At 70.2% G+C, this 23,042-nt stretch carries 17 protein-coding genes; 13 read left to right on the forward strand and 4 right to left on the reverse strand.

The window, feature by feature from the left end; all coding sequences use genetic code 11:
• Positions 1–38 precede the first annotated feature (38 nt).
• The 4 genes from ACTRO_RS08640 (at position 39) to ACTRO_RS08655 (ending at position 7,705) form a co-directional block, all read left to right on the forward strand.
• Positions 39–1,229 carry an ATP-binding protein gene (locus tag ACTRO_RS08640; RefSeq protein ID WP_034262644.1) on the forward strand — a complete coding sequence of 397 codons (1,191 nt, stop codon included), beginning with the start codon at positions 39–41 and terminating at the stop codon, positions 1,227–1,229.
• Positions 1,213–4,839, forward strand: a complete 3,627-nt coding sequence (locus ACTRO_RS08645; protein ID WP_034262647.1) for a DUF5682 family protein — start codon at positions 1,213–1,215, stop codon at positions 4,837–4,839. The genes ACTRO_RS08640 and ACTRO_RS08645 overlap by 17 nt, the downstream gene beginning before the upstream one ends.
• A 17-nt stretch (positions 4,840–4,856) precedes the next feature.
• Entirely contained in the window at positions 4,857–6,740 is a 1,884-nt protein-coding gene (locus ACTRO_RS08650) for a hypothetical protein (RefSeq protein ID WP_157435979.1), read from the forward strand.
• 83 nt (positions 6,741–6,823) lie between these two features.
• Positions 6,824–7,705 (forward strand): aminoglycoside phosphotransferase family protein, encoded by an 882-nt coding sequence (locus ACTRO_RS08655; protein ID WP_034262653.1) that lies wholly within the window; start codon positions 6,824–6,826, stop codon positions 7,703–7,705.
• Positions 7,706–8,060: 355 nt separating this feature from the next.
• On the opposite strand, the gene ACTRO_RS50285 is transcribed toward ACTRO_RS08655, so the two are convergent.
• Positions 8,061–9,668 (reverse strand): IS4 family transposase, encoded by a 1,608-nt coding sequence (locus ACTRO_RS50285; protein WP_034262654.1) that lies wholly within the window; start codon positions 9,666–9,668, stop codon positions 8,061–8,063.
• Between the two features lie 591 nt (positions 9,669–10,259).
• Here ACTRO_RS50285 and ACTRO_RS08665 point away from each other — a divergent pair.
• The 3 genes from ACTRO_RS08665 to ACTRO_RS08675 all read left to right on the forward strand — a co-directional run bounded on the left by ACTRO_RS08665 (position 10,260) and on the right by ACTRO_RS08675 (position 13,059).
• A complete protein-coding gene (locus ACTRO_RS08665; RefSeq protein ID WP_034262655.1) occupies positions 10,260–11,018 on the forward strand; it encodes a 13E12 repeat family protein in 759 nt (252 codons plus the stop codon).
• A gap of 66 nt (positions 11,019–11,084) precedes the next feature.
• Positions 11,085–12,413, forward strand: coding sequence for an IS256 family transposase (locus tag ACTRO_RS08670; protein ID WP_051450066.1), 1,329 nt, complete (start codon positions 11,085–11,087; stop codon positions 12,411–12,413).
• 79 nt (positions 12,414–12,492) lie between these two features.
• Positions 12,493–13,059 (forward strand): HNH endonuclease signature motif containing protein, encoded by a 567-nt coding sequence (locus ACTRO_RS08675; RefSeq protein ID WP_034262657.1) that lies wholly within the window; start codon positions 12,493–12,495, stop codon positions 13,057–13,059.
• Positions 13,060–13,709: 650 nt separating this feature from the next.
• Here ACTRO_RS08675 and ACTRO_RS08680 read toward each other — a convergent pair.
• From ACTRO_RS08680 to ACTRO_RS08690, 3 genes are all read right to left on the reverse strand, one after another.
• Positions 13,710–14,510, reverse strand: coding sequence for a citryl-CoA lyase (locus ACTRO_RS08680; RefSeq protein ID WP_034262659.1), 801 nt, complete (start codon positions 14,508–14,510; stop codon positions 13,710–13,712).
• The gene (locus tag ACTRO_RS08685; protein WP_051452327.1) at positions 14,507–15,706 is read right to left on the reverse strand and encodes a CaiB/BaiF CoA transferase family protein; all 1,200 of its coding nucleotides are present in this window, start codon (positions 15,704–15,706) and stop codon (positions 14,507–14,509) included. The genes ACTRO_RS08680 and ACTRO_RS08685 overlap by 4 nt, the downstream gene beginning before the upstream one ends.
• Positions 15,707–15,846: 140 nt before the next feature.
• Positions 15,847–16,677, reverse strand: coding sequence for an IclR family transcriptional regulator domain-containing protein (locus ACTRO_RS08690; protein WP_034262661.1), 831 nt, complete (start codon positions 16,675–16,677; stop codon positions 15,847–15,849).
• Positions 16,678–16,836: 159 nt separating this feature from the next.
• On the opposite strand from ACTRO_RS08690, the gene ACTRO_RS08695 reads away from it, so the two are divergent.
• From ACTRO_RS08695 to ACTRO_RS43065, 6 genes are all read left to right on the forward strand, one after another.
• Entirely contained in the window at positions 16,837–17,697 is an 861-nt protein-coding gene (locus ACTRO_RS08695) for a DODA-type extradiol aromatic ring-opening family dioxygenase (RefSeq protein ID WP_034273817.1), read from the forward strand.
• A complete protein-coding gene (locus ACTRO_RS08700; RefSeq protein WP_034262662.1) occupies positions 17,694–18,056 on the forward strand; it encodes a hypothetical protein in 363 nt (120 codons plus the stop codon). Before ACTRO_RS08695 ends, ACTRO_RS08700 begins: the two co-directional genes overlap by 4 nt.
• 22 nt (positions 18,057–18,078) lie before the next feature.
• On the forward strand, positions 18,079–19,545 hold the full coding sequence (locus tag ACTRO_RS08705) for an amidohydrolase family protein (RefSeq protein ID WP_051450533.1): 1,467 nt from the start codon (positions 18,079–18,081) through the stop codon (positions 19,543–19,545).
• 161 nt (positions 19,546–19,706) lie between these two features.
• Positions 19,707–20,669, forward strand: coding sequence for an MBL fold metallo-hydrolase (locus ACTRO_RS08710; protein WP_063627951.1), 963 nt, complete (start codon positions 19,707–19,709; stop codon positions 20,667–20,669).
• A 19-nt stretch (positions 20,670–20,688) separates the two neighbouring features.
• Complete coding sequence (locus tag ACTRO_RS08715) at positions 20,689–22,233, forward strand: M81 family metallopeptidase (RefSeq protein WP_034262664.1); 1,545 nt, start codon at positions 20,689–20,691, stop codon at positions 22,231–22,233.
• 8 nt (positions 22,234–22,241) lie between these two features.
• Complete coding sequence (locus ACTRO_RS43065; protein ID WP_157435981.1) at positions 22,242–22,934, forward strand: hypothetical protein; 693 nt, start codon at positions 22,242–22,244, stop codon at positions 22,932–22,934.
• The last annotated feature ends 108 nt before the right edge of the window (positions 22,935–23,042 follow it).

Here is a 23,042-nt window from a genome sequence, read left to right on the forward strand (position 1 = left end):
CCCCCTTTCCGTCCGATCCGCTCTCCTGGAAAGCGACCATGACCACTGACACGACCGCACCTGCCCGCCAGGTCGAACCCGCCGAGCACGTGTGGGCCGCAGAGCTCGACTTCCTCGCCGCCTACGATGCAGGTCCCCGCCCGACCGGCTGGCGGCTGACCCCGCGCGCCGTGGTCACCTTCATCTGCGGCAGCGACGGCGAGGCGCTCGCGCACCCGTCCGCGGCGAAGGGCGCCGGCAAGTCCGCCGGTGCGAGCGCGACGCCCGCGGAGCTCGTCATCGCCCGCAAGTTCGTCGGCGACCGGGATCTGGTCGAGCGCTGCGTCGTCACCCTCGCCGGCGAGCGCGGCCTGCTGCTCGTGGGCGAGCCGGGCACCGCGAAGTCGATGCTCTCCGAGCTGCTCTCCGCAGCGGTCAGCGGCGATTCCACCCGGGTGGTCCAGGGCACCGCGGGCAGCACCGAGGAGCAGCTCAAGTACGGCTGGAACTATGCGCTGCTGCTCGCCCAGGGCCCGAGCGAGCAGGCGCTGGTGCCCTCACCGGTGATGGCCGCGATGCGCGCGGGCGCCGTGGCCCGGGTGGAGGAGATCACCCGCTGCCTGCCCGAGGTCCAGGACGCGCTCGTCTCGGTCCTGTCCGACCGCCGCATATCCGTACCCGAACTGTCCGGCGAGCGCGACGGCGCGGTCTATGCCGCCCCGGGCTTCACCGTGATCGCCACGGCGAACCTGCGCGACCGCGGCGTGTCCGAGATGTCCGCGGCGCTCAAGCGGCGCTTCAACTTCGAGACCATCGGCCCGATCGGCTCGCTGGCAGCCGAAGTCAGTCTGGTGCGCGACCAGGCCAAGGCCGCGCTGGCGCGGGTCGACGCGCCGTACGCCGTGGACGACGCGGTGCTCGAAGTGCTCGTCACCGCCTTCCGCGATCTGCGCAACGGCCGCAGCGTCGAGGGCTGGGACGTGGAGCGCCCGTCCACGGTCATGTCCACCGCCGAGGCGGTGAGCGTCACCACCTCCCTCGCCCTGTCCGTCGCGTACTTCCCCGGCGGACGCGACCCGCTCGATCTGGTCCCCGGCCACCTGATCGGCGTGGTGCGCAAGGACGACCCCGCCGACGCCGACCGTCTGCTGGCCTACTGGGACGGTGCCGTGCGCAAGCGCGCGCAGGAGGACGCGGCGGCGAAGTCGTGGCGGCGGCTGTGGGAGCTGCGCGATGTCCTCGGTGGCTGACACGCGGGTCGCGACAGCGGCCGATCCCGCCGTCGCGCTCGAAACCCTTGCCGCGTCGCGGGATCCCTACTTCATCGGCGTCCGGCATCACTCGCCGGCACTGGCGGCGGCGGTGCCCGCGCTGTTGGACGAGTTCCAGCCCGAGGTGCTGCTGATCGAGTTGCCGGCCGAGGCAGCTCCCTGGCTCGGCCACCTCGCCGACCCGGAGACGTATGCGCCGATCGCTCTGGCCGGTGCGGCTGGCGAGGGCGGAGAGGTGGCGTTCTACCCGTTCGCCGACTTCTCGCCGGAACTGGCCGCGGTGCGCTGGGCGCAGGCACACGGCGTGCCCGTGCTCCCCTGTGACGCACCGCTCGGCCTGATAGCCGGCTCGCTGCCTGGTGAGGCGGCCGGACTCTCCGAGAATGACGCGCCGAGGCCTGGTTATCACGAGGCGCTGCGCGCGGCCCGCTCCGGGCGCGCCTCCGACGATCTGTGGGACCGTCAGGTCGAGGCGCGTGCTCCCGGCAACAGCCCCGAGCAGGTGCGGCGGGCCGCGCTGGCGGTGGGTTGGGCGCTGCGTGAAGACGCGCCGCAGGTCGCGCTGCGAGATCTGGCCCGCGAGGCGTGGATGCGCGCTGTGCTGCGCAGCGTCGAGGGCCGCCGTGCCGCGATGCTGCTCGGGGCGTTCCATATTCCGGCCATGATCGCCGGAAGTGCTGAATCCGACGCGGATGCAGCCGCGGCCGCGGTCGCCGCCGAGTACTCCGACGAGCTCGTCGCCACGAAGACCAAGGACGTGGCGGCTGAGGCGATGTCCCTCGTCCCGTACACCTTCAAGCTGCTGGACGAGCGGTCCGGCTACCCCTCGGGAATCCGCGACCCTGCCTGGCAGCAGTCCGTCTTCGAGGCGGCGGGCGATCCGGGCCGCGTTGACGCGGCGGCGGCGTCGCATCTGGTCGAGTTCTGCCGGGCCCTGCGCGAGGGAGGGCATCCGGCCGGGCCTGGCGAGGCCCAGCAGGCCCTGCGGTTCGCGCTGGATCTGGCCAGCCTGCGCGGGCTGGCCGCCCCGGCACGCGGGGAGATCGTCGAGGCCGCGCAGGCGGTACTCGGGCACGGCGACTCGCTCGGGCGTGGTCAGGCGCTGGCCAAGGCGCTGGAGACCGCGCTCGTCGGGGACCGGCACGGGCGGCTCGCGCCGGGTACTCCGTTGTCCGGGCTGCGTGCCTCGGTCGAGACTCTGCTGCGCGAGCTGCGGCTGCCGGGGCCGCGCCAGGCCGGTCGCGAACTGCGGCTCGACCCGTTGCGCTCGCCGCTCGACCGGCGGCGCGAGATCGCGTTGCGGCGCCTGGCGGCATGCCAGGTCCCTTACGCGCAACAGCGGGAGCTGGTCGCGCCGGGCGGCCTGCCCGCGCTGACCACGGCGTGGCAGGCGCAGTGGACGCCCTCCGTCGAGGCCCAACTCAATATCCTGACCGCGCGCGGGCTGACTTTGGCCCAGGCCGCGGAGAACACGCTGCGGCTGCAACTGCGCGCGCAGCGCGAAGCCGGCGGCCCGAGCGTGGGTGAGACCTTGGCGGGTCTGCTCGCCGCGGCCGAGTGCGGGGTCCCGGCCGTGCTCGCGGAGCGAGTGCACGACCTGATCCACGTGGTCATCCCGACCGCATCGCTCGCCGAGTTGATCAGCGCCGCCCAGCTCGCCGACCGCATCAACACCGGCCACGTTCCGGGCACGCCGATCGCCACGCGTTCAGGCGGCGACGCAGCCCAGCAGTCCGGGCCGATCCCGGCGGACATCGGGGAGCTGATCGACGCTGCGGCGCTTCGTCACCTCGACGGGATGTGCGGCAGCCAGGATCTCGCGGACGCAAAGGCGCTGACCGCGTTCACGCTACGCGGCGTCGAGAGTGGCAGCGCACTGCGAGCCGTCCGTGCGCTCAAGCGGCTGGAGCACGAGGGTGCGCCGATGATCTCGGGTGCGGCCGGGGCCTGCCTCGTGCTGACTGGCGCGACCGCGCCGAACGCCCTGGGCGTGCGACTCGTCGGCTGGATCGACACGGCCACGCACCGCTCCGCACGCTCGGCGCTGCGTGAGCGACTCAGGGGCCTGCTGGCCGCTGCGGAACCCCTGCTCGACCTCGGCCCGGCGTTGCTTGAGCCATTGGTGGCGCGGGTGAACTCGTTGCCGGACAAGGAGTTCCTGGATCGGCTGCCCGCACTGCGCGGCGGGTTCAGCCGCGTCGACGAGTCCGGACGTGACAGGGTTCTGCGGGCCGTGGAGGAACTGCTCGGCGGCGGTGCCGACCTGTCCGGCGGCCGCGCGATGGCCGGTGAGGTCACGCCGGAGGATCTGGCAGACGCCGCCGCGGCGGACCTGGCGGGCCGCAATGCCCTGCTGGCTACCGGAATCCCGTTCGCGCAGGCCGTGACGGCGGCCGGTCCGTCGATGACCCCTGATGTCGACGCCGCTTTCGCCGTCGCCGTCGACGCACAGCTCGAATCGTCACAGGCGTCAGCGCCGGCGTTGCTCAGTCCGGGCGATCGGTGGCGGCTGGTGCTCGCCCGCCGGGAGAGCGAGTGCTCCGGTGCGGCCCGCCGGTACGGCATCGCGCTCGACGAGCTCTACGGACACGGCAACAGCGGAAGGTCGGGCCGGCGCGGCGGTTCCGCGTCGTCCGGCGGAGGGCGGGAGGCCGCCTTCCCGAATGTGCGCGAATGGGCGAAGGAGCTCGAAGCCCTGTTCGGCAAGGGAATCCGCGAGGAGGTGCTGTCCGCGGCCGTCGCCTCCGGGCATCTCGAGGCCGCCCTCCTGCTCGACCCCGCGACCGTCACCCCGAGCGTGGAACTGCTGCGCAACGTTCTCTCCATGGCCGGCGGCCTCCCGGAGAACTCGCTGGCCCGGCTGCGGCCGCTGGTCAAGCGGCTCGTCGACGAGCTCACCCGGCAGCTGGCCAACCGCCTGCGTCCGGCGCTGCACGGCCTGACCAGTCCCCGGCCCAGCGCTCGGCCGACCAACCGGCTCGACTTCGACCGTACCGTGCGGGCCAACCTCGCCTCGGCGCGGCGCGAGCCGGACGGCCGGGTGACGCTGCTGCCGGAGCGGCCGGTGTTCCGCTCGCGGGTGCGCAAGAGCGCCGAGTGGGACCTGATCCTGGTCGTCGACGTGTCCGGCTCGATGGAGTCGTCGGTGATCTGGTCCGCGCTGACCGCGTCGGTCTTCGCCGGCATCAGCACGCTGCGAACACACTTCCTGGCCTTCTCCACCGAGGTGGTCGACTTCACCGACCGGGTGAGCGATCCGCTGAGCCTGCTGCTGGAAGTGCGGGTCGGCGGCGGTACGCATATCGCGGCCGGGCTCGCCCATGCCAGAAGCCTGATGACAGTCCCCTCACGCACGCTGATCGTGACGATCAGCGACTTCGAGGAGGGCTACCCGGTCGGCGGCCTGCTCGCCGAGGTGCGCAAGCTCGCCGAGTCCGGGGCGACGCTGCTCGGCTGCGCCAGCCTGGACGACGAGGGCGCGCCGCGCTACAGCGTGCCGATCGCCCAAGCCGTGGTGGCTGCCGGCATGCCCGTGGCAGCGTTGAGTCCGCTGGAGCTGGCCGCGTGGGTGGGAGAGAGGATCAGATGACGGAGAAGGAAGCAGCCATGCCCCGTATTCAGGGCCCGGCCTTGGCGGAGATCCTCGAGGCGCTCGCGCCGCGGCTGCACAAACGTCTCGATGCCGCGCTCGAGCGGGCGCGCGGGTGGCCGCTCGAGGAGCAGCCGCACAGCACGGCCGACGTTGCGGAAGCCGCAAACGGCAACACCGTGACGTTCCGCGTCGACGAGGAGACGTCGGTCACCCTCCGCCTGACCGACGGGGTCGTCGTGAAGGCGCAGGACGTCTCGTGCGACTGCCTGCTCGCACCCGCATGCCTTCACCGCGCGGCCGCCGCAGCGGTCCTGCCTTTGGATGAGGGGACTGCGACCGGGTCGAAGTCCGACGCGGCGCGGACCGAGGACGATCGCACCGAACTCGCCGCCTCCGAAGCGCCGGGTACACCGCTCACGGCGCGCGAGCGCGCCGCGGCGACCGCCCTTTGGGAAAGCGCGACTGCCGTGCTCGTGGCGGGCCTCGTCGGAGCGAACCTCTTCACCGAGGCGGCACTCGCCCGCGCGACGCACGACGCCCGCGCGGTCGGACTGCACCGCGCGGCATCGCTGGGCACGCGTGTCGGCACCGACCTGCGCGCCGCCCGCGAACGCCGCCCCGAGCACCGCCTCGAGCAACTCGCGTCCGATCTGCGCGACCTGCTGAGCGTCACGTACCAGCTCACGCACGCCACGGAACCGCCGGCGCTCTCCGAACTACGAGGGCAGGCCCGCCGCAGCTATCGCGAACACGGCGGCATGCGCCTGCACGGCCTGTTCACGGAGGCGATCGTCTCCGGCACCGGACACGCGGGCGTGGTCGGCCACCTCGTCGACGAGCAGGGAGTCATCTGGAGCACAGCCACGATCGCGCCCGGCGGCCCCGAACTGGTCCGCTCCAGCTATGACAGTTCCCTCAAACTCGGCGGCACCACGCTCACGCACCGCGAACTCGGCCGCTCAGGCATGCTGCTCAGTGGCGGGGCGAGCTCGGAGGACCGCCGGCTGAGCGGCGGCGCCGCGACCAAGGCCGTGCGGACCGAGAGCGCGGGTTGGGCGACTCCGGCGATATCCGGGCTCTTCGACCGCCCGGTAGCGGACCAGTTGGCGCGTGCGCTGCGGGCCGATCGCGACGACGAGAGCTTCGGCGCTGGCGACGACCTGGTCTTCCTGCGCGCCCACGTCCTCGGCCAGGACGAGACGGGCCTCATCCTCGTCCTCGACACGCGCGACGCCGAGGACGCCGCGGCGGCCGAACCGAGCGCCACGGCAGGCGCCGTCGCCGAGGCACTTACCGTGATCCACTGCCTCCTGCCCGGGGACTCACCGACCACGCGCCACAACCTCGCGCGTCTCGCCGCCGTCAAACCGAGCCTGAAGCTGATCGCGCGTCCGGACCGCACCCGGCCGGGCACGGTCCGGGGCCTGGCGATCAACTTGGAGGGAGAGCTGATCAACCTCGGCCTCGACCGCATCCCGGTGCCCAAGGAGGAGCTGCGGATCGAGAAGGACGATGCCGACGCCGCACAGACCGACGCTCCGGTGAATCAGAGCGATGGAGCGCCGCTCACCCCGCTCATCCCCGCCGACCCGACAGCCCTGCACGTGGTGCAGCACCGCGTCGAGCAGTCCGTCGCCGCCGGACGAGCCGTCACCCGCACGGCACTGCTCGACAGAGACTGCGCCCGCCTCGACAGTGACGCGCTGCACACGGCCGCAGCGCTCCTGCGCGACCTCGCGGTGAAGGCCGAGCCGGCGTTCGACGAGTTCCAACGCCCGATCGACTCCGCCCAGCGCCCCCGCGACGGCTACCCGCTCGCCTGGCTCGCCGCCGCCGTCTACGCCCACGCGGCCACGCAGGAGCGGACGGTGAGCCGCTGGCTGCGAGTGCTGGCGTGAATTCGGTTGGTGGGTAGAGGGGTGCTGCCATAGCGTACGAGGCCATGGCGACAATGAAACCGTCTGTTGTGCCTGCTGACGTCTTGGCCGAGATCAATCGCGACCACGGGACCAGCTATGAGCTAGCGGGTGCGCTCAGCGGCGGTTTCCAGGGCGGTGCGTGGCAGATCGTCGGGCCAGACGGCAGCAGGGCCGTTCTCAAATCGAACGAAACGCACGGTTCCTGGCACCGCGTCGTCCTCGCCGCGCAGTCCAAAGTCGCTGATGCGAGGCGGCACGGCTATCCAACGCCGGCCTGGTTGGCGGCCGGGCTCACGACGCAAGGATTCGCCTACCACATTCAGGAGTTCGTACCCGGGCGCCCCGCCGAGCGCGTGACCGAGCCGCTGGCCCTGCAGATGGTCGAGGTTCTGGAAGGCTGCGCGGCTGGGCATCGCCCGGACCAGTACGGTGACCCGCGCTCGGACTGGTCGCAATTCGTCTTGGGCGAGATGACCCGCGCCGCGGACTCGTTGCCGTCACGGGTCGCAGCACTCGGCCCCGACGAGGCGGCCGTGGCCGAGCGCGTGCTCGCCTTCCTGAATCGAGTCGGACCCGTGCGACTGCCTGCCGACGACCTCGTACACGGTGACCTCAACCTGGGCAACGTGCTCACCGATGCCGACGGCAGGCTGGTCGGCATCGTGGATATCGAAGCCCTGGGCGCGGGAAGCCGCGCTATCGACTACGCGTCCTTATGGCACAGCGGCGCGGACGTTGCAGACCCCGGTGACAGCGCAGGACTGAATCTGGTGCGCGCGGCCGGGGAACGCTCGGCCGGGCCGGCGGGGTTCGCCTTGTGCGCGCTGTGGAACGCCCTGGAGTACATCAGGTTCGGCGCCGACCTGCACGGCGCCGTCGGCAGCGCCCGCGCGGTCGCGGCGGCTCATCGGCGCTTGGACCTGCTCGCGGCCCCGTCACACTGACATGGATTGATGGTCGGCTGAGTGATCGTCGTGGTGGGGGCGGGCGCTTCGCGTCGCCCGGTTTCTTCTGTCCACCCGCCCACCCGTTGCGTTGGCGGGGTGGGCTGGGGTTTCAAGATCTCGCCTCCGGCGCGGGCCCTTCCCTCGGAGAGAGATGCCGGGGTTTGTGGGGTACTGGCGTTGGCGGGGCGGGCTGGGGTTCGGGATGGTGAGGTTGCGGGGGTGTGCTCTCTCCTCGGTCGGTTCCCGGAGGCAATCAGGAACCTGCCGGGAGGTCAAGCGGCGGTGGTTTCCGCTGATGCTGGATCTTGCATCGCGCCGCTTGACCTCCCGGCAGAACCCCAATGCCGCGTAGTTAAGGGTTCTGGTGGTCTGTCAAGGGCTGTTTCTTGATCGTGTAGGTGCCGGGGGCTGTTTTGGTCAGGAGTCCTTGGTGGGCCCAGCGGTTGATTCTGACGCCCAGGTTGTTGGTGTGTTTTCGGCCGCTGATACCGAGGGCGGCGGCGATCTCGGGGATGCGTCGGGGCTGGTAGGGGGTCTGTCGGAGGAGGTTCAGGACGTGGTTTTTCTCGGGTGCTCGGCCGGGTTGGCCGGGTTGGCCGGGGGGTGGGGCGGGTGGCGGGGTGATGGTGGGCGGGTGGATCGTGAGGGTGATGCCGGTGATCGTGGTGCTGTGGGTGGGTCTGGTGGGGTCTTTGTAGGTGTAGCGCTGGCCGGGGGATTTGAGTTTGCGGGTGCTGTGGCGGGGGCGGCGGGCGGGGTTGGGGTGGGCCAGGACGGCGTGGCCGATGGGCCCGGGCCGGTCGGTGGGGTTGCCGAGGTCGGCGAGGATGGTGTGGGTGCGGGCGGTGTGCAGGGCGAGGGTGAAGGACATCCGGTCGGGGTCGGTGCCGGGGATTGTTTCGGCTGCTTCGCACATGAGGGTGCGTAGGGCCTGGTAGACGGTGAGGATGCCCCACATCTCCTGGGCCAGGCCCGCGGGGTCGCGTGAGCGTAGGACGCGTCCGTCGAGCAGGGTGTGGCGGATGGCGAGGAACGCGGTCTCGGTCTCCCAGCGTTCGTGGTAGAGGGCGAGGAGTGTGGGTGCGGGGTCGGACCGGTGTTCGAGCAGGGTGGTGATCAGCCGGTAGGTGCCGGTGTGGGTGGAGCCGTCGGTGGCGGTGACGGTGACCTCGGCTTCGATCACCCGCATCCTGAGTGTGCCGATCAGGGTGAGGTAGGAGCCGTCGGGTAGGTGTGCGAGCACGGGCGGGCGGCGGTTGGCGGTGGCGCGCACGAGCAGGTGTGCCCCGGTGCCGGCGGCTTTGGCCAGGAAACCGGCGGCGTCGAAGCCGCGGTCGGCCAGTAGCAGCATGCTCGCGTCGAGGTGGGCAAGGAGTTTCTCGGCGTAGGCGATCTCCCCGGTGCCACTCGGTCCGAACACCGCTGCGGCCAGTGCGCGGGTGCCGGTCTCGGCCAGGGTCATGAGCATCAGCATCGGGTAGCCGGCGTGTCCGTGGCGTACCGGTGCGCGGCCGTAGACGGCCCGGTTGTCCGGGGTGTCGGGGATCTTGGTGGAGGAGCAGCCGTCGAACGCGACCGTGCGCCACCTGCGGTAGCGCGTTCCGGGGGTGTGTGGTTGCGCGATCGGGCCGGCGAGCACGTCGAAGAGCGCTTTGACCGGTTCCGGCCCGATCCGCCGGCGTGCGTCGCGCAACGCCTTCTCCGAGACCGCCGGTGCCCTCAGTCCCGCGCTCAGCACGGAGAACACCCCGGATATCGGGGCCTTCTCGAACAGCGCCATCGCCAGCACGAGGTAGAGCGCGACGCGTGAGGGCAGCCGGCGCACTCGCCGCTCGGTGCGGCCGGTCTCGGCGAGTACCGCGTCGACCAGCTCGAACGGGATCACCTGTGTCAAAGGACCGAGATGGCCCGCGGCGAAGGAACCACAGGCGCGCGTGATGGCGCGGGTGAGAGCGGGCATGGCAGACTTGGCAGGCAACGAGACCTCTGATTTCCCGGGCAGTCCTGGCAGACCGCACCGGTGTATCAGAGGTCTCGTCCCGTTCGCGCGTCCACCACCCCGACCAAGACCGACATGCCCTGAAAAGCACCACTTGACAGGGCCGGGAAACCCTTAACTACGCGGCATTGGGCAGAACCCTGATCGGGCTTCGCCTGCCCGACCGAGGAGAGAGCCCACCCCCTGGGGAGTGGTGCGAGCTGCGCTCGGGCCCGGGTCCCGGCCGGTGGCCCGGTCGCGCTCGGTGCGGAAGAATCCTGCACCGCCCTGACCCGACCGACGCTCCTCTTCGGCTGCCTGGTTCGGTCAGCGTGTGGAGTGGTGTCCGGTGGTTCGGCTGTGCTCGATACAGGATGTCGCATCGCGTAGATTCCTGTATCGCCGGTTCCGACACCGCTCCCATCTCCTACTTCAACGCCCGGGAGCATCCGCGAGTTCCCGGGAATATCCCTGATTCTTTTACCACGCAAGGGTCGTATACACGTCTTTTGTCAGTGGCGGCCTCTAGAATAGAAGTGTTCGGGGATGTCGGGGCTGGGGTGGGAGGGTGTCGTGGACGGGGTGGCAGTGGAGATCGCGTCGATGTCCCGCGCGGTGCGGGAGGTGCTCGAGCGTGCACGGGCGGGTGGGGATGATGCGGGGCGGGTTGACGCGGTGCGTGAGGCGATCGTGGAGGTGGGCCGGGCGGCGCAGGCGCTGCACGGGATGCTGCTGACGCTGGTCGGCGAAGGCGACCGACTCGGTATCGCGCGTGGGGGTGTGGGTCCGTGGCTGGCGACGGTGCTGGATGTGACCGAGGGCCGGGCCCGCGCGCTCGCACACGACGCCCGGCTGCTGGCCCGGCTGCCGGGAGTGGAGGCGCAGTTGTGCTCCGGGATGATCGGGCCTGATTCCGCGCGGGCACTGGCGCGCACGGTCAAAGCGGTGCGGGCGACGGGCCTGGATCCCGCGGTGGAGGCCGCGAAGACGCTCGAGGTGACCCGGGAGCGCGGTGCGCGCGCCGGGCTGGAACGGGTACGGGTGCTGGAGGAGCAGGTCGCGCCCGGCTCGATCGAGGCGCGTCACGCGCGGGAACGCGAACGCTCCTTCGCCCGGTTCGCGACGTGCGGAGAGGGTCAGATGCACCGGTGTGAGATCCTGCTCGACCCGGTGCGCGGCGCCGTTTTCCAGGCGGCGGTCGATCTGCAGGTCGCCGAGATGATCCGGACCCGGCAGTTCGACGGCGGAGAAATCGTACCGGAGGACGTGCGCAGCACCGAGCAGATGAACGCGGAAGCGGGAGCGTGTCTAATGGAGTGTGTAAGCGGGTGACCTGTTGAGCAGCAGGTGGTAGTGCCTGGCTGCTAGAAATGGTGACACGCTGTGAGTGGCAAGAAGATGGACCAGGTGCTGTCGGTGGAGGCCGAGGAGCATCTGGTGGAGGAGCTCGAGCAGGTCGAGGGTGCCCGTCGGGTCGCTGCGATCCTGGCTCCGGAGGCGATCGACTCTCTGCTGGCCGAGGCCGAGAAGGCCGGGGGCGGGGCGCAGGAGCTGCTGGCTGCGATCACCAAGGCGGTGCTCGAGCGGGCGCTGCAGGTGGAGATGGCGGATCACCTCGGCTACGAGAAGGGGGATCCGGCCGGGGTCGGCTCGCCCAACTCGCGCAACGGCTCCTACCCCAAGACCGTGGTCACCGCGTCCGGGCCGGTGCGCCTGCAGGTCCCGCGTGATCGGGCCGGCTCGTTCGAGCCGCGGATCGTGCCCAAGCGCACCAAGAGGCTCGGGCAGGTCGACGAGATGATCCTCTCGCTCTACGCCCGGGGGATGTCCACCCGCGACATCCGCGACCACCTCGCCGAGGTCTACGGCGCCGAGATCTCCCCCGCGCTGGTCTCCAACGTGACCGAGGTGGTGCGCGAGGAGATCGCCGAATGGCAGAACCGCGCGCTCGACGCGGTGTATCCGATCCTTTACATCGACGCGATCGTGGTGAAGGTCCGCGAGTCCGGCAGCGTCGTGAACAAGGCCGCGCACCTGGTGATCGGCGTGGACACCGACGGGTACAAGCAGGTGCTCGGCATCTGGATCGAACAGAAGGAGGGCTCCCGGTTCTGGCTCAACGTCCTGACCTCCCTGCGCAACAGAGGCCTGAAAGACGCCCTCGTCGTGTGCTGCGACGGGCTGAGCGGGCTGCCCGAGGCGATCGGGCACGTATGGCCCGAGGCGATCGTGCAGACCTGCGTGGTCCACTTGATCCGCACCTCGATGCGGTATGTCGCCTACGCCGACCGCAAGAAGATCGCCGCCGCGCTGCGCCCGATCTACACCGCCGCGAACGCCTCGGCCGCCGAGGCCGCGCTCGAAGCGCTGCGCGGCACGTTCGCCCGCAGCGCACCCGGGGTGATCTCCGCATGGGAGCGGTCCTGGGAGACGTTCATACCGTTTCTCGACTTCCCCCTCGAGCTGCGACGGGTCATCTACACGACCAACGCCATCGAGTCGATGAACTTCCAGCTCCGCAAAATCAGCAAGACCCGCGGGCACTTTCCCGACGACGACGCCGCGATCAAACTGCTCTACCTCGGCATCCGCCGCATCGAGGGCCGCCACATCGACGGCGAGGGCCGCCACGTGCCGGCCGGACAGCTACGCGGCACCGGAACCTACGGCTGGAAGCGGGCCCTGAACGACTTCGCGATCCGCTTCCCCGGCAAACTCCCGGTCTGACCAGCAAAACCGTCACCGACGGCAACCGCCGACGGAGACCCGAAGAAGGAAGAACCGTCCCCAAACTTACACACTCCAATTGACAAGCCCGGAAGCGGTCACCCGGCTCGCGCAAGTCTTCCTCGATGCCCCGCCCGAGCAGCGCCACGCCCACTTCTCCCTGCCCGCGCTCGCCGTCACCATTCAAGACCCGACCACACCCGCGGCGGCCGTGAAGAAGCCTGCCGGACACGCGGCGGCCGTGAAGGACCCTTCCGCGTATGTGGCGGGCATGAAGGATCCTGCCGTGCACACCGAGATCCCTGCCGGCTGTGCGCGCACGGTATTCGGGGCGCTGGTTCCGGCCGGGCGCCTGCCCAGGCGCGGTGATCCGCGGCGCCATGAGCTGGTGACTGACGGGTGTACGGGTACCTTCGACGGGGTCGCGCTGGACCATGACCCGCGGGCGCGTCTGGCCTCGCCCGCGCAGCGCGGGTTTCTCGCGTGGCGTGACCGGTACTGCACCTACCCGGGCTGTAACCGCCCCCTCACATTCGCCCTGCACGCCCACCACATCGTCCCGTTCGCGCAGGGCGGAGGGACGAGAGTGGGAAACCTCCGGCTGTATTGCGCGAAGCATCACACCACCGTCCACCAGGAGCGGTGATGCATGATCCTGTATCGGCCGCGGCCGGGCCGCCGGACACTGATCCGCACGGCTCCCGGACCACGCAGTCGAAGAGAAGCGGCCGCATACGAGCGGTGCAGGATTCTTCCGGATCGAGCACGGCCAGGCCACGGGCCGGGACCCGGGCCCGAGCGCAGCTCGCACCGGACCTCAGGGGGTGGGCTCTCTCCTCGGTCGGGCAGGCGAAGCCCCATCAGGGTTCTGCCGGGAGGTCAAGCGGCGCCCTGCAAAATCGAGCATCAACCCAAGCCACCGCCGCTTGACCTCCCGGCAGGTCCCTGATTGCCTCCGGGGACCGACCGAGGAGAGAGCACACACCCGCAACCCCACCACCCCCAACCCCAGCCCGCCCCACCAACGCCAGCAGCCACACGAGCCCGGCACTCTCTCCGAGGAAGGGCCTGCCAGCGGCGATTTTCGTCTTGAAACCCCAGCCCACCCCGCCAACGCAACGGGTGGGCAGGGTGGGCAAACGAAACCGTGGGCGAAGCGAAGCACCCGCCCCCACCCGACGAGCACTCAGCCGTATCTACCACCTTTAACACAGACGGATGACGTGTCGCAGTGCAATGATGCATACACCGAGCTTGAGCTGCGTTAGCGACTTTTGGTCTTTGCGGGCCGCGGACCTACTGCCCAGGCGCGACGTAACGTGCGTTGCGATCCACGGTCAGGTAGATCGAGTTCGCCACCGGCCTGTGCATCTCCTCCGCGATGTGCCCGATAAGCCCCGCGCAGCGGGCCAGCAGCACCGTCGCCCGCAGCAGTTCCGCGGGCAGGCCCAGGTCCGCCAGGGCGGCGCCGCTCACTCCGGCCCCGTTGAGCGGCAGATGCTTGCCGAGCACCGTCTGGTGCACGCGGCCGATCGCCTCGAAGAGGGCGAGATGCGGGCCGAAGTGTCCTTCGTCGCGGGCGATTCCGATCAGCCGCGGCGTGCGGGGGTCTCCGGTCTTGTGCACGGGGTGTCCGAGTCCTGGCACGAACCGTCCCGCATCCCGGCAGCGGGTGACGGCGCGCAGGGCGATCGCGTCCCACGCCGCGGCGTCGTCGATCTCGGGCAGAGCACCGTCCACTTCGGCGGCTTCGGCCAGCGCCTCGCCGAGGAACCGGCCGGCGTCCTCGGTGACGCCGAGGAATCGGGAGCCGCCGCCGAGCAGGCCCGCCGCGACTGCGCCCTGGATCGCGTCGGGCGCGCTGAGGTAGGTCAGGCGGGCGGCGATGGCCGTCGGGGTGAAGCCGTGATCGGCCAGGCCGATGAGCACCGCCTCGAAGACGCGTGCCTCGCCGGAGGTCGGCCGGCGCTGCGTCAGGAGCCAGAAGGCGAGCTCGCCGAACGAGACCTTGCCCATCAGATCGTGCGCGAGGTCCTGGCCCAGCAGACTGATGCTCTCGGCGTCCGAGGTGCCGAGGGATGTCGGGAACGAGGTCACGACCGCTCCTTTTCCTTGTCCTGAGTCGGGAAGCCCAGCCATGCGCGGATCTCGTCGCCGTGCTCGCCCAACCCCGGCGGAGCACTCGCGTATCTGGCGGGTGTGGCCGAGAGCGAGATCGGGTTGCGCACCGTCGGCACGTCGCCGGCGAGGACGACCGGCTCGAGGCCGAGTTCCTCCGCGAGTTCCACCCCGCCGCGCACGTCGTTGATGGGGCCGCACGGCACACCCGCGGCCGTGAGCGCCCGGAACCAATCCTGCGCGGAGCGCGTAGCGAGCCGCTCGAGGATCAGGGGGCGAAGCTGCTCGCGATTGTCGTTGCGCCGGCCTACGGTGGCGAACCGCTCGTCGTCCGCGAGTTCCGGCAGGTCGAGTGCGGCGACGAGCTTGCGGAACTGCCCGTCGTTGCCTGCCGCGATGATCAGCGACCCGTCTCCCGTCGGCATCGGCTCATACGGGAACAGGCTCAGGTGGGCGTTGCCCATCCGCTGCGGCACGACCCCGCCGGCGACGTATGCGGAAGTCTGGTTCACCAGCGCCGAGAGCGCGGTGGAGAGCAGGTTGGTTTCCACGTGCTGGCCGAGCCCGGTACGCGAGCGGTGGTGCAGGGCCGCGAGGATGCCGATGGCCGAGTGCAGCCCTGTCATGACGTCGAAGACGGAGATGCCCGCGCGGAACGGCTCTCCGTCCGGCGAACCGGTCAGGCTCATCAGCCCGGACATGCCCTGCACCAGCAGGTCGTAGCCGGGCAGCGAGGCCCCTCCCGCCGTTCCGAAACCGCTGATGGAGCAGTAGATGGAACCCGGGTTGAGGGCGCTGACAGCGGTGTAGTCGAGCCCGAATCGGTCCAGGCCGCCGGGCTTGAAGTTGTGGATGAACACGTCCGCGCGCGCGGCGAGTTCCCGCGCGACCGGCAGATCGGTGTCGGAAGCGAGATCCAGCACGATCGAGCGCTTGTTGCGGTTGACGGACAGGTAGTAGGTCCCGGTGTCGCCTCGCTTCGGCGGCACCCAGTGCCGGGTGTCGTCGCCGGAGGGACCCTCCACCTTGATCACGTCCGCACCGAGGTCCGCGAGAAGCATCGTCGCGTAGGGGCCGGCGAGCACGCGGGAGAAGTCTGCGATCAGGATGCCGGACAGCGGCCCGGACAGCGGCCTGGACGATGGCCCTGACGCCGGATCAGCAGCGTCCTCCAGCTCATGGGCCTGACCCTCTGAAGACTCCACCGGTCCTCCTCACGATGCTGACCGCCATACGGACAACTGTCCGAACTCTTGTCCGCCGCCGTCCCGTTGTCAAGGCCGCGCCGGCCCGCGCGCCCGTCCGAGCGCCGCGTTCAGGACAGCTCGACCTGAGGGCGGGAACGCCACATCGCCCACTCCGCCGACACCTCGCCGGCGGTGTGCAACAGCTTCGGCAGATACTCCTCGGTCAGTCGCTCGACGCTCGTCTCGGCAGCGTGGACGGTGACGTTCATCGCCGCCCTGACCACGCCGTCGCCGTCGCGCACGGGGACTGCGACGGAGCGCACGCCGGGGGCCAGTTCCTCGTCGGCCAGAGCCCAGCCCCGCGCCCGCACCCCGCGGAGTTCGGCCTCGATCTCAGCCCGGTCCGCCTCCCAGGTCCGGTCGCGTCCACCGCCCCGGCCCGAGGCCGGCGGCAGCCCGGACCGGCTCGGTTCGGCGAGCGTCGCGGCCAGTTCGCCCGGGCCGAGCGCGGCCAGCAGCACCTTGCCCTGCGAGGTGCGCAGCGCTGGGAAGCGCGTGCCGATCTGCACGCGGAGAGCGATGATCTTCGGCACCGACACCCGCGCGACGTACACGATGTCCGAGCCGTCGAGCTGACTCATCGACGAGGACTCGCCGGTCTTGCGGACGAGGTCTTCGAGGTGCGGCCGGGCGATCTCCCAGAGGCCTTGGGAGCTCACGTAGGCCATGCCCAGCCGGAGCACCCGCGGGGTGAGCCGGAAACCGCCCGCCTCCGCCCGGACGTAGCCGAGTTCCTCGAGGGTGAGCAGCAGGCGGCGCGCGGTGGGGCGGGCGAGCCCGGTGGCGGCGGCCACCTCGGTGAGCGACATCAGCGGGCTGCGCTCGTCGAAACAGGCCAGCACGTCGAGGCCGCGGGCGAGCGCCTCGACGAAATCAGGGCCGGTGCCTCGTCGGGTCATCGGGTCCTCACGCAGCTTTCTGGTCGAAGGATCGGGGCCGGGGCGGCCGGGCGGGGGGCCAGCCTATTGACAGCATGCCGCCACCGGAGCAAGGTTCCGATAGCGCCGTCACGCGGACAATTGTCCGCCATCTTCGGCGGGAAGGAGGACACCAGTTCCGTGGCGAAGCTCGTGGCGATCCTGGCCACCACCCACCACCCGTTCTACTACCGCACCAGCCGTCTGCCGCCCGAGCAGGCGCCGCCGTTCGCGGCGGAGTGGGTGCGCAAGGTCGCCGCCTACCGCGAGACCCTCGCCCGGATGCGCCCGGACGTCCTGGTGATGGTCGGCTCCGACCACTTCCACCAGCTCTGGCTGGACAACATGCCGCAGTTCCTCGTCGGCAAGGCGCCCTTCTACGACGCCAACTACTACAACGAGGAACGCGAGTTCGGCCTGCCGCGCCTGCTGCTCACCGGGCATGAAGAGCTCTCCACGCACATCCTGCGCGCCGGGCTCGACGCCGGGTTCGACCTCGCGTTCTCCAACGAGCTGCGCGTGGACCACTCGATCACCTGCCCGATCCTGACCGTCCGGCCGGACAACGACCTTCCGGTGGTCCCGATCTACACCAACATCTTCGCGCCGCCGCTGCCCCGCCCGGAACGCTTCGTCGCCCTCGGCCGCACCCTGCGCGCGGTGATCGAGTCCTGGCCGAGCGAGCTGCGGGTGGCCGTGATCGGCACCGGCCACCTCTCCCTCGAGCTCGGCGGCCCCCGGCAGTTCGGGCCGCACGGCCCCGACCCCGAGTTCGACGCGCGCGCCGTGGAGTGGATCGCCAACGGCGACATCGACGGCTGCCTCGCCAACGTCACGCTCGACAGCCTGCACGCCCCGGGCAACGCCACGCACGGATTCATGGACTTCATGCTCATGATGGGCGTGGCCGGATACGCGAAGGCCGACTACGCCGACAACCTCGACCTCTTCCACACCATGGAGGCCTACTTCACCTGGTACCCGAACGGAGCCGACGCGTGAGCAAGTACCTGGTCGACAAATTCCTCTACACGATCGACCGCGATCCCGAACTCGTCGAGCGCTACCGCGAGGACCCGGCCGGCACCCTCGAGTGGTGGGAGCGGGACGAAGCCGGGCGCATCCTCAACTGCCCGACCGGCGAGGCGAGCACCTGGCTGTCGTTCACCGACGTCGAGCGCACGGCTCTGGCCGCTCACGACCACGTCGCCCTCTTCGGGCTCGGCGCGCACCCCTTCCTCACCCTCACGCTCTGGATCGCGATGTTCGAACGCGACTTCACCGAGCCGCTCGGGATGCAGCTGGACTACGCCGCGAAGCTCGCCCACCTCGGGCTGCCCTACCCCGACATCAGTACATGAATACCGGACTGTGAGGCGCACGATGACCGACTCCACCCCTCTCCCCGACTTCGCCCCCGGCCGCCCGATCGTCTTTCGCAACGCGACCATCCTGACCATGGACCGAGCCGGGCTGATCGAAGGCGGCGACCTCCTCGTCCTCGGCGACCGGATAGCCGAGATCGGGCACGGCCTGGTCGTACCCGACGGCACAGCCGAGATCGACGCCGGCGGCGGCATCCTCATGCCGGGAATGGTCGACACACACCGGCACATGTGGCAGACGGCCCTGCGCGGACTCGGCGCGGACTGGACCCTCAGCCAGTACTTCGTGTTCTACTACCTGACCTGGGGAAAGATCTTCCGCCCCGAAGACATCCACGCGGGCAACGCGCTATCCGCCCTCGAAGCCGTCGATTCCGGTGTGACCACCACGCTCGACTGGTCGCACGGCCTGCAGACGATCGACCACGGCGAAGCGGCCGTCGACGCCCTCAAATCCGCGCCCGGACGCTACGTGCTCGCCTACGGCAACCTGCTCGGCGCGCCCTGGGAATGGAGCAACAGCAAGGACTTCCGCGCGTTCGTCGCACGCACGGCCGGCGCCCGAGACGACAGGTTCGGCCTCCAGCTCGCCTTCGACGTCACCGCTGACCCCGCCTTCCCGGAGAAGGGCGCCTTCGAAGCGGCACGCGAACTCGGCCTGCGTGTAACCACCCACGCGGGCGTCTGGGGTGCGACGAACGACACGAGCATCCAGCTGATGTGGGACCACGGCTTCATGACCCCGGACGTCACCTACGTCCACGCCGCGACCCTGACCGACGACTCCTACCAGCGCATCGCCGCATCGGGCGGCACCGTCTCCGTCTCGACCGAGAGCGAGCAGAGCGCCGGCCAGGGCTACCCGCCCACCTGGCAGCTGCGCAAGCACGGCATCCCCGTCTCGCTGTCCATGGACACGAGCGTGTGGTGGAGCGCCGACCTGTTCTCCGCGATGCGCGCCACCCTCTCCGCGGACCGCTCCCGCGAGCACCTCGAAGCCCACGCGAAGGGCGAGACCGTCGTCCACAACCTGCTGCGAGCCGAGGAAGTCGCCCACTGGGCGACCATCGGCGGTGCCCGGGCCCTCGGCCTCGACGCGGAGATCGGCAGCCTCGTCGCGGGCAAGAAGGCCGACATCGTCCTGATCAAGAACGACCACTCCCCCGCGCTCTACCCCCTGCTCCACCCGTACGGCACGCTCGTCTTCCAGGCCGGGCGCGGCGATGTCCACACCGTCCTCGTCGACGGACAGCCCGTCAAATACGCACACCGGCTGTTGAACTCGAAGCTCGAAGCAGCAAAGGCCGAAGTCGCCCGCACCGTGGAGCACGCCCGCTCGACCATGGGCGAGGAGGCGTGGCGCGAGAGCGTGACGCCGCAGCTCCCGGACGCGGAACGCATTCCGAATCCCTACACCTACACGGACTTCGACGGCGGCGACGCGCGGCACCAAGCCCAGTCCTAGGCTGCGGCGGCCAGACGCAGACGGAACCGGTCGGCGCTCGTTTCCCCGGGCCCTGATTTTCCGCGACAGAGGCCTGACGTCCGGGCTTCGCAGGCGTCAGAATGGTCGTGTCGGTGACGCAGGCTGCGCACAGCGGCCGGCAACTGCGGAGGGCGGCGGGGATGAACGCGGGCAGCGAGAACGACGGAGGCTTGATCGACTTCGGCGGAGCTGAGGCACCCGGCCTCGGCTCCCTCGATGTCGCGTGGGACCACGGCGTACGCGGCAAGCGCGCGCCAGCCCAGGAGCGGATCCAGGTGCACCGCTACAACGAGCACACGGTGATTCTGCGGCAGAGCAGGTCCGTCAAGCGCGAGGCGCCCTTCATGTTCTTGCTCTTCGGCAATGAGCGCGCCGTGTTGCTCGACACCGGCGCGACCGCCGAGACGGAGCTCTTCCCGCTGTGTGCCCACGTGGACCGTCTCATCGAGGAGTGGCTCGAGCACCATCCGCGCGAAGGGTACGAGCTCGTCGTCGCGCACACCCACGACCACGGCGACCACGTGGCAGGGGACGTGCAGTTCGCCGATCGGCCGCATACGCGCGTGGTCGCCCACGAAGTCGAGGCCGTGCGTACGCATTTCGGCTTCAGCCAGGCGTGGCCCGCGGAGACCGTGGCCTATGATCTCGGCGGCCGTGTCCTCGACGTCATGGGCTCGCCCGGCCACCACGCCACCGCGATCACCTTCTACGACCGGTGGACGGGCATCCTGTTCACCGGCGACACCGTCCTGCCCGGCCGGCTCTACGCCTTCGACTTCGCCGCGTTCCGTGCCAGCCTGGACCGGATGGTCGCGTTCACGCAGACCCACCCGGTCACCCACGTCCTAGGCTGCCACGTCGAGATGACCAACCGGCCGCGCCGCGACTATCCCCTCGGCACGACCTACCAGCCCGACGAGCGGGCCCCGCAGATGACGGTCGCGCAACTCATCGCGGTCCGCGACGCGGCCGATGCCGTGGCCGGGCGCCGCGGCGTCCACGCGTTCGACGACTTCATCATCTACAACGAGCCGAGCCCGCTGGTGTTGCTCCGACTGATCGCCCGCGGACTGCTCGCGAAGGCAGGCCTCAGCCGCGCCTAGGCCGGGCTAGGTTGGCTACATGACCTTGCTGCGGCATTCCGCGAGTCCCCGGACAGCGCTCCCCCGACCGGTGATCGGCATAGCCGGCCTGGGGATCGAGTCCTCGACCTTCTCCCCCGCTCGTACGTCGGCCGCGGCCTTTCACCCGCAGCGCGGCGACGAGATCTTGGGCCGGTACCCGTTCCTGGCCGAGGGAACACCGTTGCGCGAGGCCTGCGAGTGGCACGGCGCGCTGCTGGGCAAGGCGCTGCCGGGCGGAATGGTCACCTCCGAGGCGTTCGCGGAGCTGTCGGACGAGCTTATTCAGCGGCTCGCCGATCTGCCGCCGCTGGACGGTCTCTGGTACGACATCCACGGCGCGATGACGGTGGAAGGGATCGACGACGCGGAGGTCGTCCTGCTCGAACGGATCCGCGCCGCAGTCGGCCCGGACGTGGTCGTCTCGACATCGATGGACCTGCACGGCAACGTCTCGCGCGAGCTCGTGCAAGGCAGTGATCTGATCACCTGCTACCGGATGGCTCCCCACGAGGACTATCTGGAGACGAAGGAGCGCGCACTGTGCAATCTCGTCAGCCTGCTGACCACCGGAGCACCGTTGCCCGTCAAGGCCTGGATTCCGGTGCCTGTGCTGCTGGCCGGCGAGCAGACCTCGACCCGCATCGAGCCCGCGCGCGGTCTGTATGCCGCCGTTCCCGAGGTCGAAAGCATGCCGGGGGTGACCGATGCCGCGATCTGGGTGGGTTACGCATGGGCCGACGAGCCGCGCAATCAAGCCGCGGTCGTCGTCACCGGAGAGGACGAGGCGGCGGTCGTGGCAGGCGCGGAACGGCTGGCCCGTGCATTCTGGGATGCCCGCCGCGGCTTCGCCTTCGTCGCGCCCACGGGGACGCTCGACGCGTGCCTGGACGAGGCGCTCACCTCGAGCGCACGCCCGTTCTTCGTGAGCGACAGCGGCGACAATCCGACGGCAGGCGGAGCGGGCGACGTCACCTGGGGGCTCGCGCGCATCCTGGAGCGGCCCGAACTCAAGTCGCCCGACGGCCCGGTCCTGATTTATGCGTCGGTCCCCGGGCCGGAGGCGGTCGACGCGGCGGTGGCGGCCGGGTTGGGCGCGACCCTGACGGTCACCGCCGGCGCTGCGGTGGACGACCGCCACGAGGGCCCGGTCACGATGACCGGCGTGGTCCACGCAGTGCGGCACGGCGACCGCGATGCCGAAACCGAGGTCGTCCTGCATGTCGGCAGCGTCTACGTGATCCTGACGCGCCGTCGCAAGCCGTACCACCTCGAGCACGACTTCACCGGCCTCGACCTCGCCCCGCGTTCGGCGGACGTGGTGGTCGTGAAGATCGGCTACCTCGAACCCGAGCTCTACGCCATGGCCGCGGATTGGCGCCTGGCGCTCACACCGGGCGGCGTTGATCAGGACCTCGTACGTCTGGGCCATCAGCGTATCCGGCGACCCATGTTCCCCTTCGATCCCGACATGCCGGACCCGGATCTGAGCGCGCGTGTCGTCGGCTCGAAATCGAAGGCCCGAGGACGTTCCGCGGCCTTATGATCTCGGCCATGACTGACCGCAAGTGGTTCATACCCGACCCGGAAGAATCGGCGGACATGACGGCGCAAGAGCTGGCTTTCGCCGCCGCGCTCTCCGAAGCGACCGCGGGACTGGTGACTCCCGGCGTTTCCGACCTGTTGATCCCGGCCGCGGAGGGGGACCACGGAGACGACACGTTGGTCGCATCCCTCAGCTTTTCGGATCGGGACACCGGCAAGAAGTACGGGGTCGGCCTCATCGACTTCGGTGTTCACTTCTGCGCAGGGTCCGTGAAGGGCGGCCGGCTCCACAACCAGCTGTACTCGCTCACCGGCGCGACGCCGAGCCTCGCTCTTGAGGCGTCGGGAACCATCGACGAACTCGCGGACCAGACGGCGCGATGGTTCGATGCCGTTCTGCGTCGGCCCATCGTGCTCTACGTCTGGCTGAACGACGGCTACGCCTACGCGGCGCGCTACGCGTTCGCAGACACGTCGGAGACATTGGCCCAGCTCTACAACCGGGGCATCGCGCCGAAGGGCCAGTACGAGCAGGTGATCGCTGCCGGCCACGTCCACGGAAGGGGTTGGCTCCAGACCGCCGGTCTCCCGACGCCCGACGTGTATGTGCCCATCCGTGGAGACCTGGCGGCTGCGCGGGTACCGGCCGCGGTCGTCCGCGCGGAGCAGCGCGGTCCCATCGACGGCTCCTGGTACGAGTGACCCCTTCTGGGCGGTGAATGGCGGCTCATACGCCGTCCGGGGGTCGTTGGCGAGGCCGCGATGCGTGTTTTGATGCCGCGTGCTGATGATCGTGCATGCTCGAGGAGA

The organism is Actinospica robiniae DSM 44927 (genome assembly GCF_000504285.1).
Taxonomy (GTDB): domain Bacteria; phylum Actinomycetota; class Actinomycetes; order Streptomycetales; family Catenulisporaceae; genus Actinospica; species Actinospica robiniae.

Coding starts and splice junctions, on each gene's coding strand:
- ACTRO_RS08640 (WP_034262644.1), top strand. CDS start 39: ATGACCACTGACACGACCGCACCTGCCCGCCAGGTCGAACCCGCCGAG.
- ACTRO_RS08645 (WP_034262647.1), top strand. CDS start 1,213: ATGTCCTCGGTGGCTGACACGCGGGTCGCGACAGCGGCCGATCCCGCC.
- ACTRO_RS08650 (WP_157435979.1), top strand. CDS start 4,857: ATGCCCCGTATTCAGGGCCCGGCCTTGGCGGAGATCCTCGAGGCGCTC.
- ACTRO_RS50285 (WP_034262654.1), bottom strand. CDS start 9,668: ATGCCCGCTCTCACCCGCGCCATCACGCGCGCCTGTGGTTCCTTCGCC.
- ACTRO_RS08670 (WP_051450066.1), top strand. CDS start 11,085: ATGGACCAGGTGCTGTCGGTGGAGGCCGAGGAGCATCTGGTGGAGGAG.
- ACTRO_RS08690 (WP_034262661.1), bottom strand. CDS start 16,677: ATGACCCGACGAGGCACCGGCCCTGATTTCGTCGAGGCGCTCGCCCGC.
- ACTRO_RS08705 (WP_051450533.1), top strand. CDS start 18,079: ATGACCGACTCCACCCCTCTCCCCGACTTCGCCCCCGGCCGCCCGATC.
- ACTRO_RS08710 (WP_063627951.1), top strand. CDS start 19,707: ATGAACGCGGGCAGCGAGAACGACGGAGGCTTGATCGACTTCGGCGGA.
- ACTRO_RS08715 (WP_034262664.1), top strand. CDS start 20,689: ATGACCTTGCTGCGGCATTCCGCGAGTCCCCGGACAGCGCTCCCCCGA.
- ACTRO_RS43065 (WP_157435981.1), top strand. CDS start 22,242: ATGACTGACCGCAAGTGGTTCATACCCGACCCGGAAGAATCGGCGGAC.